This is a genomic window from Hathewaya histolytica, assembly GCF_901482605.1.
Taxonomy (GTDB): domain Bacteria; phylum Bacillota; class Clostridia; order Clostridiales; family Clostridiaceae; genus Hathewaya; species Hathewaya histolytica.
In genome coordinates, this window is sequence record NZ_LR590481.1 from 1,468,766 (window position 1) to 1,482,981 (window position 14,216).

Here is a 14,216-nt window from a genome sequence, read left to right on the forward strand (position 1 = left end):
AGTGCCTTCCTAAATTTTCTATGATACTATCTTAACATATCTAATTGATAATATGTTGTCGTAAAAGCGACTATAAACCGACACTTTAGCGACATAATAATGGTATCATTTTATTTATAGCTCTAATTTTAGCTTGTCTGCAAGTTGAAGTACCTGCTCTTAATTTATATGCTATTCCTTTCCATGAAAGTGTTGGTGATATTAAATACTTTAATTTTATAACTTCTTTCTCAAACTCACTAAGAATCTGTACTGCATTATCTATTTTCGCTATGTTTATTTCATTAATTTTTCTCTGATTTTGATATTCTTCTATTTTAGATTCCTTATTAATTAACCTGTCCTCAACTTCTATACTAATCTTATTGGTTTTCCCTGTCCTTTCTTGGAACTTAACAGCTTTAACATCATAATCATTTTTTAATAATTCAATCTCCAACTCTAAATTTTTCACATCATTGATCCATAATATATATGAATCTAACATCATTTGTACTTTTACATAGTCTTTCATTTAATCACCTACTCTTAATTATTAAATAAAAAATACCGCATATTCTTTTGAATAATACGGTATTTAAATAATATTTTTAGTTTGTTATCCTTATCTCTTCAAAGGGCTAATCAATAAAATGGGATTTATCTTTTTCCAACTTTATCATCTCCGAGTGCAATAAAACCTGCTGTAACAGCAAGTGCAAACATTATGTCATGTGCGCCAAGCGGATTTGTTACAATGGAATATACCAAAAACGCTGTACAAATTAACAATACAGCCAATATAATACCACGCAAAATTTTTCTGCTTTTAGACATCTTTATAACCTCCCCCAATTGTAATTTATCCTTTTGTTGAAAAGTACTAGCTCGTATAATAATACAATTATAACTTATAATATAACATATTTTTCAACACCGCATTATTCAATTTTCAAAGAACACTTTTATTTATAATGCTTTCATATCTCACTTAAACTTATTTCAACTCTCTCTTTTTCTTCTGTATATCTCTTAATTACAGTTAGATCTATTACTTGCTTATCATCATCATAGGCTAGCTTATTTAATGCATCTAAAATAATTTTTGCTATGTTATCTACATCAGGCTTTTTTGTTGGGTGTTCTAACCCATTTTTTATGCTCTGTATTCTCTTTTTACTATAAGACTTAGGTATTTTATAATAAGCAGTTATTATTGCCTTTAAATTACCTTCTAGATACTTTCCACCCTGTTGTTTATAGTTCATTTTAACCCAATTTTCATATTCAACCGTATCTTTAGGAGTAACACCATGTCCATTAAAAATTCTAGGCCTTGCTTTACCCTTTATTTTACCTTCGACTATTATCACTGATTCTCACCTCTAAAATGATTGTTATATGAGAATACAGTTATAAAACTGTACTCCCATATAACATTACTTTTATATTAAGCTATTATTTGAACATTTTTAATTCCTTTAAGCTGTTCTTCTAAATACTCCTTAATACTAGCTATAGCCTTATTTCTCCATGCCCCTCCATCTGCTTCAAATAAGGCTGCCCTTGGTCCACTTTGCATACGAAATATAAATTTACTTTCAGGTTGTTCTATTTCTGGGAATGTTCTAAATGGTGCTAAAACTACTGGATTAGGCACTTTTACATCATTAACACTCGCCACTCCTGTTTTAATTGTTGCTGCTTGACTAACTCCATCATCTCCTATTTGCTTGACTGCTTCGTCTTTTACACATCCAGTAACTTTTAAAAGTAAAGATCTATCTTTATTTTCTACAAATGATGATTGAAGCATTATATTAAATTGTTCTGTGTCCATAAAACTATCAAAACAAATATTATTAGGTGTAAGTGCCTTACATATCATATAAGTTTCCCTTTCTGCATCCTTTCTTAATGTGCTATATAAAGCTACTTTATTAGGATTTTTAACATGAACTATAAACATTTCACTTCTTCTATCCAATTTGTTCTTTAAATAATCTACTAATCCCGTTAATGTTGTTACTTCCAATTCTGCTGGAATTGGTTCTTTCACCATTTGTAATCTTTTAGTTGAATAATTGTGGCCATTAATCTCAATCATTTCATTTCTTCCTAAACCTACTAAATACTCTAAAGCCTCTTGATTAAACATAATATATTCCTCCTAAATTTTATTATTTTATTATTTGTAATCCTTCTGTTGAAGTTTCTTCTTTTATTGTTGTTGTAACTTCACCAGTTTCGGAATTTACTTTCATTGCTGTTTGTCCTGGTAGTTGTTTCTTAAATTCTGTTCCTAAAACTTCTCCATCTAAATCTCTGTCTATAATAATCTTTGTGCTTACTGCAGAACGTGGAGCTAGTTTAGTTTTTGCACTAATTTCAACCTCTGTAAGTTCCCTATCTTCTCCTGTGGTAAATTTCATTTCTAAAGTTAGCTTTCTTTTTGCTTTCCACTCTGTATTAGGGTCTGCAATATTCTCTAATACCTCTTTTAATGCTTGATTCATTCTTTCAGCTAAAGCTCCATTGGCAAAACTCTCTAAGTTAATCATCTTTTCCATAAACTTATATCTCTCCTTGTATCATAGTTTTATTACTCTAGTACACTCTAGGTATAAACTTTGCTAAATCTAGCCTATACCTAGAATTTGTTTAGTTCTTACTTTATGTTGTTAAGTGTTCTTTCTAAGATTTCTTTAAGTTTTAAAGCATCTTCATATTCTAAGTTATTTTTAAATACTTTTTTATCTCTAATTATTTGGTGAATTAAAGAAATCAAATTTTCTTCAAGTTTCACTTTCGCATACCATTTTTTAAAATCTTCTGTGATTATGTGGTATGCTCCAAAGCTCTTTAACAATACTCCGTTATCCAATCTGATATAACCTTTTGGAGTTCTTTTAATTACTTTTCGTTGTTTAATTATCCTTAAACCACTCCAAAGGTCGTGTTCAATTTCAACTATAATATCATTCGCCTTTAAATCGTTCCATGACTTTTCTCTTTCTTCCTTATTCATTTCAGGAAACTTTAAGCCTTTCATAAATACCTCCTTAAAATTAGCTCGCAATTATTTCATAAATACAAGCCAATGTGTCTTTGCTCTTTTATTACCTAGCAATGGTTTATGATCTATTAAGTCTAAAATTTGCTTTAGTTTTATTTGTTCTTCATTCCATTTAAAAATCAATACTCCATATTCATCTAAAACTCTCATACATTCGTCGAAACCTTTTTTAATATCTTCTTCCCATGTATCTGATAACCTTCCATATTTCTTAGCCAGCCATGATTTTTCACCGACTTTAATCAAATGAGGTGGGTCAAATACAACAAGTTTAAACGTATTATCTTTATATGGAATCTGCCTAAAATCTCCTATAATATCTGGTTTAATAACAAGTTTTCTTCCGTCGCATAAGGTATCTTCAAGTTCTCTATTATCCATAAAAATCACATTTTTATTTTGTTTATCAAACCAAAACATTCTGCTTCCACAACATACATCAATTATTGGTTTTAACACTCTTATTCCTCCCTATTTACACTATTCTCTGATCTAAAATTGTCTTTTCCAAATGACCCTTATATTCTTATATTTTTCTTTTAACATTTCATACAATCTTGTTACTTGCAAACCAGTATTTTCTCCATTTATGAACCATTCACCATACTCTTTACCTTTTACAGCGCCATACCTTAGCTGCAGTTTTTCAGTATCACATTGTAAGTTAACTTTGCAATGTGTCATTAAAACCATATAAACATTATCTCTTTTTGCCATATCTATATTCCCTCCTTGTTTATACTATCCTAAAACTCTCTAGCTTGATTTTTGACTTGTTTTTTATCGACATTATATTCAGTTGCTAGTCTTAATCCCCTTGCATCCATCACAGCTCTTTCTAGAATCGCAAATATTAACTCTGCATAATTCTTGTCCATTGCTAATATCCTCCCCAAAAGCTTTAAGCAATTCATTTAATTTGTTCCTTCTCCTAATTTCTGATTTTAAAAATGTCTTCCAATCTTCATTATTAAAATGCATTTCTACAACCTTATTGATTATTTCTTCATTACTTTCGCACATCTATATCACCTCTTTAAAAAGGAAGGTCATCATCATTTACTTCTGTATAAGCACTCTCATAATTTTCAGTTGCTACGTTATTTGCTGGTCCAGCATTTAGGTATAAACTTTGCTAACTCTAGCCTATGCCTAGAGTTACAATATATTTGAATTGAACTTATTACAATTTAAACATAGATAGCTGTTCGCATTCATTTTTATTTTCTATTAGCATTTGTTCTTTTGCTTTCTTAAAAAACTCTTTGGATATTTCAAAACCATAGCTGTTTCTGTTCAATTCATTGCAAGCTCTTAGGGTTGTCCCACTACCTGCTACTGGATCTATTACAACATCACCTTCATCAGTGAATATTCCAATTAATTGTTTCAACAAACCTACTGGCTTTTGAGTTGGGTGGATCTTTGGATAAATTTTGGGGTTATCTCTTTTCCATTCAAACCAGTTAAAAATCATTCTTCCCTTTCCTGTTTCCTTTTTACCATTATTAAACTTAGGCAATTTATCTCTATATAATACAACTGCGTGTTCAGTAGCTCCAACTATTTTCATGTTAGCCTTTAATACCTGTGCTGAATAATTTTTAATAAAAAATAGTGGATAACTGTTTTTAAAGCCATACTTTTTTCCATATTGAATAACAGTAGGAATTTGTTCAAAGGAACAAAATACGATCATAGCTGGAGCTTTACCTTTCTCCTTAGGTTCTTTGATTAATAATCTATTACAAAAGTGGAAATATTCAGCGATATTAAAATTATGATCTGTATTAAAAAACGCTTTTCCTGCCTTCTTACTTTCTCCATTCTTATTGTTACCACCTATATACCATTCAGGATTTGAGGCATAGGCATTAACTCCTAGATTGTAAGGTATATCTGCTATTACTAACTGCGCTTTTGGTATACCGTACCTTTTATAATTTTGAAAATTATCATTAAACAATTGCATTTTTATTTTTTTATTACTTCCCATTATTCCCATTCCTCCTCGTCAGGAAGTGTGCACACACTCTTTATCTAGAATTACTCCATTTTTATTTATTAACCTTCTTTAAGTCGCTTTCTCTAAAGACTACACTCTAAAATGGTATATCATCATCATCTACTTCCGTATAAGAGTTCTCCCATGTGTTTTGTTGTTGCTCTGTAGCTTGTCCATCTTTCTTACTTCCAATAAACTGAACTTCTTCAGCAATTACCTCTGTAACATATCTTCTAGTTCCGTCCTTTGCTTCATAACTTCTTGTTTCTATTCTTCCGCTAATACCAATCATTCTACCTTTACTCATGTAATTAGCCGTTACTTCGGCCATTCTACCCCAAACAACTACAGGAATAAAATCAGCTTCCGGTTGACCTTCTTTTTTAAACCTTCTATTTACTGCCAGTGTAAAGGTTGTAACGGCTGTTCCTGCTCCTGGTGTAAACTTCAATTCAGGGTCTGCACATAATCTTCCAACTAAAGTTACTTTATTCATTATTTATCACCTTTCAATCTATTTTCTAATCTCTTAACTTTTAAATCTTTTTGAAATTGAACTTTATCCTTTATGTCAAAAGCTAATTGCATTTGCTCAAGCATTATTGTTACATCTGCTATTTCTTCAGCTATGTTATCTACTGTCTTCTTACCACGTTTAAATTTACATAGCTCCTTTTGCAGTTCTGACATTTCTTCAAATACCATATCTATTTGAGCGTTTAATCCATATCTTTCTATTGCTTTTGTATAGATTTCTTTGTTCTTATCCATTTTTATTAACTCTCCTCTATAAAATTTAATTGTTCTTTTTTGAAAAACAAATGTTTTTCTACTAAAATCATAGGTTTTTCAATACTACTCATTTCTTCATATCTAAATTTTTTCTCTAGTTCTCTTAATGTTGTACCATCTGCCTTAAATGATATTGGGCTATCCTTGTCCATTCTAAGCATCTTTTCCCATAACATTGGATAATGCCTTCTTAAACTTCTAAGACTATTTAAACTTTGTTTAGGACATAAATAACAGCCAAGCCTTTCAAACTTCCAGTACATAGGATTTCTAAACCCCTTTTCTTTTATATAATTTAAACAATCTTTTTCTGTCATTTTTAAATCATATAGTGGAGCTATACAATTTTTAGGAAGTCTTTTATATCTTTCAGGTTCATCAAATGCAATTCCAACATATCTTTTATGTTCCCCAACTTCCCTAAAGTATTTATTTAAAGGTTTTATCTTTAATCTACTATTACACCAAGCTCCTAACATAAAAGGCCAACCCCATATTTGTCCTTTTCTTTTTCCAGTAGTATTAACTGTATAGAAATAATCTTCGAAACTCTTTTCAGTTCTAACCCAATCAAATTTAATACCTGGTTTAAGCTCTTTAAATTTTCTTTCAGCTATTTTGATAATGTTTATTTGTTCTCCAAATTCAAGTCCTGTATCACAGAAAACTATTCTATCTAAAGGTAATCCTAATTCAAATATCTTTAATATCATTGCCGTGCTATCTTTACCACCGCTAAAACTTGCTATATATTGCATTATCTCTCCTACTTTTTTCTTTTATTAAAATACAATATAACTAATCTTATAGCTGCTATTGCTCCGAACGTTATTAAAAATGCCATTCCCTACTCCCATCCTAATATTTTTTTCTCTAATTCTCCGAAATCATAATCCCTCTGTTCATAATCACAAAATTTATTTTTCTTATCGCCATAATTATTTTTAGGCTTATTATTCTTAGAATCTTTATCTTCATAATTTCCTTCTAAAACTTTTAGAAAGTTATTAGGTTTAATCAGCCAATCAAATGTTATGGTCCACCCTTTGTTATTTTGTCCTTTTAAAAATGAAGATTTATTTATATTCCCTATTGCATCTATAACCTTATCTATCCCATATTCCTTAACTCTTGCATTTAAAAGTTTATATCGATTGGTTCCTGGTTTAATAGATATGACTTTCTGCAATTCTAAACTATTCCATTTATCTACTATGGGTTGTACTTTAGTACTACTAACTATATCTTTAGATATAGTATTATTATCTTTATCTATATCTTCTTCTAATTCTAATTCTCTTTCTAATTCTGTCTCGCTAACATTAACTTTACTGTTAGTTTTACCGTTAACTTTACAATCTCCACTAGCTAGAAGTTTTTGCTTTTCCCTGTACTTTCTCATATAATTTTTCATGTATTTATTTTTTTCTTCTATTTGGTCTAAAGTCTGATGTTTGCTCCAGTTAGGAATTGTTATGGTGTTATTAACCATTTCTATCATTCCAAAACCTTCAAAGGTTTTTAATGCTAATCTTATAGTGTTTACAGGTCTCCTAAATATAGTTGCTAGCATTTCATCTGTATAAGGTATCCTGTCATTTAACAGGAATACCCCACTATTATTCTTTTTACCTGCTAGACACAATAGTTTAAACCAAATAACTATTATGCTATCAGCTTCAGGCATACTCTCTATAAGCAATACCTTTTCATCATCAAATATATCCGTAACAATTTTTATCCACTTTACTTGCGACATATCTTCCTCCTATAGCTCTCCTATTATCTTCTTAATATCTCTTAATTCTTCTTCTGTTAAATTGTGAACTACTATCTCGGAATTATCTCTTTCATAATCTATAAATAAACACTTTCTTGATGTTCTCAATCCATCAGCTCCATGAAATTCAACTCTATTGTTATGACATTCATCTTCTATAATTTCTGTAACCGTAGCTGATTTAGTTGTATATTCTCTTATCATTTAATCACCTACTTCTTTTTTAGCCATACCATGACTTGTTTCCAATCATTATATTGAAGTTCTTCAAACCTCTTAACCTTTCTGAATCCGCATATATATTCTTCCGTAATATTCTTTTCTTTTGCTAGATTCCTAACTTCTGTAGCTTGTTCCTTGGTAATTATTTTAGGTTGGCTTGTCCCATGTGTAGCCATATTCCCATCATCATCATCTTCACTTGCTATCCCTAACATGGCTGATAATTGATACCTTCTCGCATATGTTATTGAACTTCCTGACCCTTGAGCAGTAGGTTTATCATTTTTTAACTTTAATGGTTCACTTAAAATCCATTCTCCACTTTCATGAAGTACCATAGTTACTATAGAAACCATTCCACCATCTTCACTATTAGGCATTTGTATATAGCTTAATCCGTACTTACTTAGAGGTTCTTTTATAGTGTTTATAACTTCATCTAACGGTGCATATTTAGAATTAAAGAAAGGATTATTTGCTACATTTTTAGGATTTTTAACTTCTGCTTGAAATTTACTTAATGCTACTGCAAGTTCTTTAATGCTTTCAGATTTCTTCATGTTACCCTCCTATTCAACTTTTACAGTTATACTTTCAATTTGTTCAATCTCTACCCCAGGAAGCACTTCTCCAGTAGTTTGATTAACACCATCTTTAAATACTTTTTTTAACTCTGTTTTGTTTATATCTTCTTTAATTTTTATAAGATCCATATCATTTTCTTTTAAGTAATTAATAAGTTCTTCTTCATTTACATAGTTCCATTTCTTTGATTTTCTTGAGGTAACCTTACCGTATGGTGTACTAAGTTTAAATTTCTTATCAACTTCTCTTTGCTTCATGTAATATTCAGTTAATAAGCTTTCAAAGAACTCCATAGAATTTTTTAAATCCTCATTTTCTTTTTTTCTCCACGTCTCTATTCTTAAAACTTCTTCATCTGCAAGCCTATTATTTTCATCTATCTTACCTTTAATTGCATTCATTTTTCTAAAACACCAATTAGCACTATCTAAGTCATTAACCTTAAAGCCTTCCTTAATTTCTTCTCTTAATTCTTCTTGTAATAATGCATTATCCATCTTTACAAATCCTCCGATTTCTTATAAACTATAATTGGTTTTTTAAATTAATTTATTGGTGGCTTTTTGCCATCTCTTTTTTTATTCTTTTATTTAAATCTTGCCTTTTAGGTATTTTTATCACTCCTTATTTCCCATCCCTTTTAAAAGGGAAGCAAATAAAATCTTTGTATTCTTATTTATTTTCTAATTACAATAAATTTCTCTTTCAACTTCCTGCTCTATGATTGGTAATATTTCACGTTCTTTAAGTAAGTTATATAAAAACAATCTCCCCTTTTGAGTCCACTTGGTATTCATAGTTATATCTGGTGTTCCATCACTTCTAACAATGTCTATTGTTTCAGAATGTGTATATCCTTTACTGTGATACCTACTATATAAGAGCCATTGTCCACTTTGCTTATATTGAATCTTTAAATCATGAAGCAACTTATTCATTCCTTGAGCACTCATGCCATAATCTTTAGCTATTTGAGTTGTTGAAACCAAACCTTTATTTTTAAGTATTCTGTCTGTATAATCTGCTTTTGGTTTTAACTCTCCTATTAACTGCTCTTTCTGCTTATTCTGTAATTCAAGCATTTTATTTTTAGCCTTTTCTTCTTTTAATTTTGTAGCAACTTGTATTAATAGGTCTGGATTATCTAACAATTCATCTTTTGCATACATTCCATGTTTTCTTATGGATGGTAGTACATCTGATGTAACCCATCTTTTAAATTTCTTGGCACTTGGTAATTTAGAACTTAGTACCAAACTGTACAATCCACTTTCATTTATAATTGTCATATTTCTACTTTGACCTGCCCCGTCAATTTTACGGGTTAGCTTATCTTCACCATCTACATGATTTCTTAATGATTGGTCTGTATCTTTATAACCTAGGCACTCAGCCACATCTTTCCCTACAAACCAAGATTCGTTTTCAATTGTTAAAGTTCTTACTGCTCCAAACTGTTCGTTTTTAAAAACTTTTAAGTTATTCATTTAATGCCTCCTTGTATTTATTTCTCTATTGTTTCATTCCACAGCTTACCCTTATCCTTTAACTATTTTGTTAAATCTTTTAACACCTTCCCAAGTTGGGTTAATGTTTAATTTCTTACAAACCACTAAATAAACTTTAAAAACTCTGTAATTCATAACTTTACCCCCTATCTTTTTTAGCCTTTTCACTTATTAGATTTTTATTATCTGCTGTGGTTTTATCTTGCATACTTAAAATTAAATTAAAAGCTTCTTCTATCTTCTTCTTATTTAAAACATATTCTTTTTTAACTAAATAACAATCAGTTTTATATCCCATTTTCTCACCTTTCTTACGCACTATGCGTAATTTAATTTAAAAAAATTTTATCTAATGACATATTAAGTTCCTTAACAATCAAGGCTAACGTACCTATACTAGGATTCTTCCTACCCGCTTCTATATCGCATATAAAAGAAGTACTCATGCCAATATTACTAGCTAATTCAGTTTGAGTTATACCACTTTCCATTCGTGTTTCTTTAATTGCTTTTCTAAGTTTCTCTTCTATATTCATATTATCCGCCTCCCTAATTACGCTTGATGAGTAAATTATATTACGCTATATGAGTATAATCAACATTGGTTTTATTTCAAAATTTACGCTTTAAGCCTAAATTAGAAGAATACTAAAGATATTCTTACTCAATCAGCGTATTTCTGTATTTTTCTATGTTTTTCGTTTTAAGCGTATATTTACACTATTAGCGTAATGTATTATACTGTAATATATAGAAAGGATGTTGAGAGAATGAACTTAAGTATAGGAAAAAAGTTAAAGGGTCTTAGAAATTCTAAAGGATATACTTTAAAAAAATTATCAGACTTATCTGGAATATCAGTGTCTTTTATCTCCGACATAGAAAATGGTAGAAGAAATCCCAGTATTGAAAACCTTCAAAAAATTTGTAACGCTCTATCAGTTGATATAAGTTATTTTTTTGATGATGTAAACAGAAATTGCTCCGAAGAACATAAAATTAATAAGAATGAAAATGCTCAATATAATGAGTTCATAAAAAGCGCAGGAGAATTTTTTATGAATGATGGAGTAGCCGAAGAAGATAAGGAAAAAATATTCAAAGATATAACAGAATTGTTTTGGAAATCAAAAGAAATTAACAAGAAAAAGTATACTAAGAAAAAATAAGGGGCTGGGGATATGATGAATATACGTGTTAGAGTAAAACATTTAGTTCAAAAATATGATACCCGGAACCCCTATAAATTAGCAAAATATTTAGGTATAAATATAGAGTATAAAAAGTACTCTGATTCTACAAAAGGATATTTTTTAAAAATCCTAAGAAATAAATTTATAATTATTAATGATAATCTTTCTGAACATGAAAAAGAAATAGTTTTAGCTCATGAATTAGGACATGCCATACTGCACCATAATAAAGATATACGATTTATAAGAGAATTTACATTATTTCCAACTGGTTGCTATGAAAATGAAGCTAACAAGTTTGCTGCAGAATTATTAATAGATGACAATGATTTGGATGAATACTCTATAGAAAATATGAGTATAGACCAACTGGCTTGTTATTTTTCTGTTCCTAAGGAACTTGTAAAGTACAAATTCGATAAATTTTTTTAATCTTAAATCGAACATAAGTTCGTGAAAGGAGTAATTAAATGATAGCTATATATTGTAGAGTATCTACAGACGACCAGCAAGAGCGTGGAACTATAGAAAATCAGATAGAGTTTTCACAAAAATATTGTGATTTACATGAATTATCTATTTTTAAGATATATAAAGAGGATGGAGTTTCTGGAACTATAGCTTTAGAAGATAGGCCTGTAGGTAAACAGTTATTAAAAGATGCTAAAAATAAAAAATTTGATACGTTGTTATTATATAAATTAGATCGCTTAGGTAGATCTGCTCGTATAACACTAAATTCCATACATACGTTAGAAGAATTAAATGTGCAAATTAAGTCTATGACTGAACCCTTTGACACTTCTTCACCTTCTGGTCGTTTTATGATAACTATGCTAGCTGGAGTCGCTGATTTAGAACGTTCTACTATTTTAGAACGTATGCAACTTGGTACAAATAGAGCAGCTAAAGAAGGTAAATGGCTTGGTGGAATAGTTCCTTATGGTTACTATGTAGATGATGATAAATACTTACAGATAAACAATGACATTATACCTGGTTTAAATTTAAGTGAAGCTGATATAATAAAGTTAATATTTAATCTTACAGTTGAAAAACATTATAGTACCATTAAGGTATGTGATTATCTTAATGCTATGAATATACCTACTAGTTATGAAAAGGATAATAGAAAAATATCTAAAGGTAAAAGAAAAGTAAATACTGCTGGTGTATGGAGACCAGGAAATGTTTTAAGAATGCTACGTAACACTACTTATAAAGGTATTCATAGTTATGGAAAAAGGTCTACTAAAAAAAGAGATCTAATAACTAGAGAAGTTCCATCTATAGTAGATATAGAAACATGGGAAAAAGCACAACAAGTAATTGAAGATAATAAAATAGAAGCTAATAGGAATCATAAGAGAGATTATTTATTAAAAGGACTTATAAAATGTGCCTTATGCGCTAGAACTTACGTTGGAACTACTCATGGTGAAAGAGGATATTACGTATGTAATGGCAAGATAAGTTATAGAGGAAAATGTAAAGCTAAAAATGTAAGTACTAAATATATAGAATCTATTGTTTGGAATGACATAACTAGCTTTATCAATAATCCAGGAGAAACGATAGAAATTTTAAAAAGAAATTTAAAAAGTAAGCATGATGGTAGAGTTGATTTACTTAAACAAAAAGAACTTTTAGATAATCATATGCGTGATAAACAAAATGAAAAACAATCCATATTAGATTTATTTAGGAAAGGTATCATAAATCATGATGATTTAGAGCTACAGATGAATAAAATCAATGCAGAGTACAATAACATTAAAAATAATTTAGACACTCTTATAATTGAATTAGAAGCATTAAATGACATTGAGGATTATACTAAAGTTGAAGAAATGTTAGTAGAAATGAAAATTAAGATAAGTAATCCTAATATATCTTTTGAAGATAAAAGAAAAATAATAAAAGTGCTGGTAGACAAAATATTAGTAGATACAGTAGAAGAAAATAACTCCAAAAAAGCTGTATTAAATATAACGTACTCATTTGTACAAGTAGAAAAGCACACGGTCAAGGATTCATAGAAGATATAAGAGTGAAATCACAAGGGTATCTATATGTTCCTCGCATCCTAGTTATATTTATATACTTTTCTTCTAAAGGTTCACGGAGAAGCTCTAAGGTATTCTTCTTAAACTCTAGAATTTCATCTAAAAATAATACCCCCCTATGAGCAAGGGATATTTCTCCTGGAAGAAGTTTATGTCCTCCACCAATAAGGGCTGTATCAGTAATAGAGTGATGTGGACTTCTAAAAGGTGGTTCTAGACTAATACCTTCAGTTTTTATTTCCCCTATTATACTATAAATCTTAGCAACTTCTAGAGCTTCTTCATAATTCATATAGGGCAAGATACTTTTAAACGCCTTAGCTAACATAGATTTTCCTGAGCCACATGGTCCGTACAGAAGTATATTATGCCCTCCTGCTGCAGATATTTCTAATGCTCTCTTTGCACTTTCTTGTCCAAAGACATCCTTGAAATCTACCTCAACATTATTCTGAACTTCCTCCAGTTTAGAGGGTGTATAAGGGAGTATATCCCCATGCTCTAAAAAACCAATAACTTCTTTTAAACTTTTCATGGGATATATAGAAATATTCTTTACAAGTCCAGCTTCTTTTTCATTTCCAAAAGGTACTATGAAATTTTTTAATCCTTTTTCTTTAGCATTATATATTATAGGTAAGACACCTTTTATACTACTTAGTCCTCCATCTAAAGATAATTCACCTAATATTAAAGTATCATCTTTTAAATCAACACCTTTTATTTGATTAGAACTCATTAATATTCCAATAGCTATACTAGCATCAAAAATACTACCTTCTTTTTTTAAGTCAGCTGGAGCTAGATTTACCGTTATTCTTCCTAATGGAAATTCGTAGCCTGAGTTTATTATAGCTGCCCTAACTCTCTCTTTAGACTCTTTAATAGAAGTATCTCCTAGCCCTACTATATTAAATGTAGGTAATCCTTTTGATATATCAACCTCTACCTTTACAGTCTCACCTATAATTCCCTTGAAGGTAGCACTATTTATAGTAGTGATCATTTCC

24 protein-coding genes are annotated in these 14,216 nt (G+C 29.9%); 3 read left to right on the plus strand and 21 right to left on the minus strand.

All coding sequences use genetic code 11. From position 1 onward, the window contains the following. Positions 1-85: 85 nt before the first annotated feature. The 20 genes from FGL08_RS07160 to FGL08_RS07245 all read right to left on the minus strand — a co-directional run bounded on the left by FGL08_RS07160 (position 86) and on the right by FGL08_RS07245 (position 10,483). Complete coding sequence (locus tag FGL08_RS07160; protein WP_138210135.1) at positions 86-514, minus strand: DUF722 domain-containing protein; 429 nt, start codon at positions 512-514, stop codon at positions 86-88. Positions 515-639: 125 nt separating this feature from the next. Further along, positions 640-816 carry a hypothetical protein gene (locus tag FGL08_RS13395; protein ID WP_171012010.1) on the minus strand — a complete coding sequence of 59 codons (177 nt, stop codon included), beginning with the start codon at positions 814-816 and terminating at the stop codon, positions 640-642. 143 nt (positions 817-959) lie between these two features. Further along, a complete protein-coding gene (locus FGL08_RS07165; RefSeq protein ID WP_138210136.1) occupies positions 960-1,352 on the minus strand; it encodes a RusA family crossover junction endodeoxyribonuclease in 393 nt (130 codons plus the stop codon). Positions 1,353-1,429: 77 nt separating this feature from the next. Further along, positions 1,430-2,137 carry a hypothetical protein gene (locus FGL08_RS07170; protein WP_138210137.1) on the minus strand — a complete coding sequence of 236 codons (708 nt, stop codon included), beginning with the start codon at positions 2,135-2,137 and terminating at the stop codon, positions 1,430-1,432. Between the two features lie 22 nt (positions 2,138-2,159). Next, positions 2,160-2,549 carry a replication terminator protein gene (locus tag FGL08_RS07175; RefSeq protein ID WP_138210138.1) on the minus strand — a complete coding sequence of 130 codons (390 nt, stop codon included), beginning with the start codon at positions 2,547-2,549 and terminating at the stop codon, positions 2,160-2,162. 98 nt (positions 2,550-2,647) lie between these two features. Further along, complete coding sequence (locus FGL08_RS07180; protein ID WP_138210139.1) at positions 2,648-3,031, minus strand: hypothetical protein; 384 nt, start codon at positions 3,029-3,031, stop codon at positions 2,648-2,650. Positions 3,032-3,058: 27 nt separating this feature from the next. Continuing rightward, a complete protein-coding gene (locus tag FGL08_RS07185; protein ID WP_138210140.1) occupies positions 3,059-3,514 on the minus strand; it encodes a class I SAM-dependent methyltransferase in 456 nt (151 codons plus the stop codon). 33 nt (positions 3,515-3,547) lie between these two features. Beyond that, complete coding sequence (locus tag FGL08_RS07190) at positions 3,548-3,772, minus strand: hypothetical protein (protein ID WP_138210141.1); 225 nt, start codon at positions 3,770-3,772, stop codon at positions 3,548-3,550. 78 nt (positions 3,773-3,850) lie between these two features. Next, positions 3,851-4,078, minus strand: coding sequence for a hypothetical protein (locus FGL08_RS07195; protein ID WP_138210142.1), 228 nt, complete (start codon positions 4,076-4,078; stop codon positions 3,851-3,853). 160 nt (positions 4,079-4,238) lie between these two features. Next, on the minus strand, positions 4,239-5,051 hold the full coding sequence (locus FGL08_RS07200) for a DNA-methyltransferase (protein WP_138210143.1): 813 nt from the start codon (positions 5,049-5,051) through the stop codon (positions 4,239-4,241). 106 nt (positions 5,052-5,157) lie between these two features. After that, a complete protein-coding gene (locus FGL08_RS07205; protein ID WP_138210144.1) occupies positions 5,158-5,556 on the minus strand; it encodes a single-stranded DNA-binding protein in 399 nt (132 codons plus the stop codon). Continuing rightward, complete coding sequence (locus FGL08_RS07210; protein WP_138210145.1) at positions 5,556-5,831, minus strand: nucleoside triphosphate pyrophosphohydrolase family protein; 276 nt, start codon at positions 5,829-5,831, stop codon at positions 5,556-5,558. The genes FGL08_RS07205 and FGL08_RS07210 overlap by 1 nt, the downstream gene beginning before the upstream one ends. Positions 5,832-5,836: 5 nt before the next feature. After that, complete coding sequence (locus FGL08_RS07215; RefSeq protein WP_138210146.1) at positions 5,837-6,610, minus strand: phosphoadenosine phosphosulfate reductase domain-containing protein; 774 nt, start codon at positions 6,608-6,610, stop codon at positions 5,837-5,839. Between the two features lie 89 nt (positions 6,611-6,699). Further along, on the minus strand, positions 6,700-7,611 hold the full coding sequence (locus FGL08_RS07220) for a putative phage replisome organizer (RefSeq protein ID WP_138210147.1): 912 nt from the start codon (positions 7,609-7,611) through the stop codon (positions 6,700-6,702). Between the two features lie 9 nt (positions 7,612-7,620). Next, positions 7,621-7,836, minus strand: a complete 216-nt coding sequence (locus FGL08_RS07225) for a hypothetical protein (protein WP_138210148.1) — start codon at positions 7,834-7,836, stop codon at positions 7,621-7,623. Between the two features lie 8 nt (positions 7,837-7,844). Then, on the minus strand, positions 7,845-8,414 hold the full coding sequence (locus FGL08_RS07230; RefSeq protein WP_138210149.1) for an ERF family protein: 570 nt from the start codon (positions 8,412-8,414) through the stop codon (positions 7,845-7,847). A gap of 9 nt (positions 8,415-8,423) precedes the next feature. Continuing rightward, positions 8,424-8,936: a host-nuclease inhibitor Gam family protein gene (locus FGL08_RS07235; RefSeq protein WP_138210150.1), complete on the minus strand. Its 513-nt coding sequence runs from the start codon at positions 8,934-8,936 to the stop codon at positions 8,424-8,426. 186 nt (positions 8,937-9,122) lie between these two features. Further along, positions 9,123-9,926: a phage antirepressor gene (locus FGL08_RS07240; protein WP_138210151.1), complete on the minus strand. Its 804-nt coding sequence runs from the start codon at positions 9,924-9,926 to the stop codon at positions 9,123-9,125. Positions 9,927-10,086: 160 nt separating this feature from the next. Continuing rightward, positions 10,087-10,245: a hypothetical protein gene (locus FGL08_RS13400; RefSeq protein ID WP_171012011.1), complete on the minus strand. Its 159-nt coding sequence runs from the start codon at positions 10,243-10,245 to the stop codon at positions 10,087-10,089. A 31-nt stretch (positions 10,246-10,276) separates the two neighbouring features. Further along, the gene (locus FGL08_RS07245) at positions 10,277-10,483 is read right to left on the minus strand and encodes a helix-turn-helix transcriptional regulator (protein ID WP_138210152.1); all 207 of its coding nucleotides are present in this window, start codon (positions 10,481-10,483) and stop codon (positions 10,277-10,279) included. Positions 10,484-10,717: 234 nt separating this feature from the next. On the opposite strand from FGL08_RS07245, the gene FGL08_RS07250 reads away from it, so the two are divergent. From FGL08_RS07250 to FGL08_RS07260, 3 genes are read left to right on the plus strand one after another with little or no spacing between them, the layout of a single operon-like run. Further along, positions 10,718-11,116: a helix-turn-helix domain-containing protein gene (locus FGL08_RS07250; protein WP_171012012.1), complete on the plus strand. Its 399-nt coding sequence runs from the start codon at positions 10,718-10,720 to the stop codon at positions 11,114-11,116. Positions 11,117-11,128: 12 nt separating this feature from the next. Beyond that, positions 11,129-11,572, plus strand: coding sequence for an ImmA/IrrE family metallo-endopeptidase (locus tag FGL08_RS07255; protein WP_138210154.1), 444 nt, complete (start codon positions 11,129-11,131; stop codon positions 11,570-11,572). 38 nt (positions 11,573-11,610) lie between these two features. Then, positions 11,611-13,179: a recombinase family protein gene (locus FGL08_RS07260; protein WP_138210155.1), complete on the plus strand. Its 1,569-nt coding sequence runs from the start codon at positions 11,611-11,613 to the stop codon at positions 13,177-13,179. Here FGL08_RS07260 and FGL08_RS07265 read toward each other — a convergent pair. Further along, the gene (locus FGL08_RS07265; RefSeq protein WP_138210156.1) at positions 13,166-14,212 is read right to left on the minus strand and encodes a YifB family Mg chelatase-like AAA ATPase; all 1,047 of its coding nucleotides are present in this window, start codon (positions 14,210-14,212) and stop codon (positions 13,166-13,168) included. The genes FGL08_RS07260 and FGL08_RS07265 overlap by 14 nt on opposite strands. Positions 14,213-14,216: the final 4 nt, after the last annotated feature.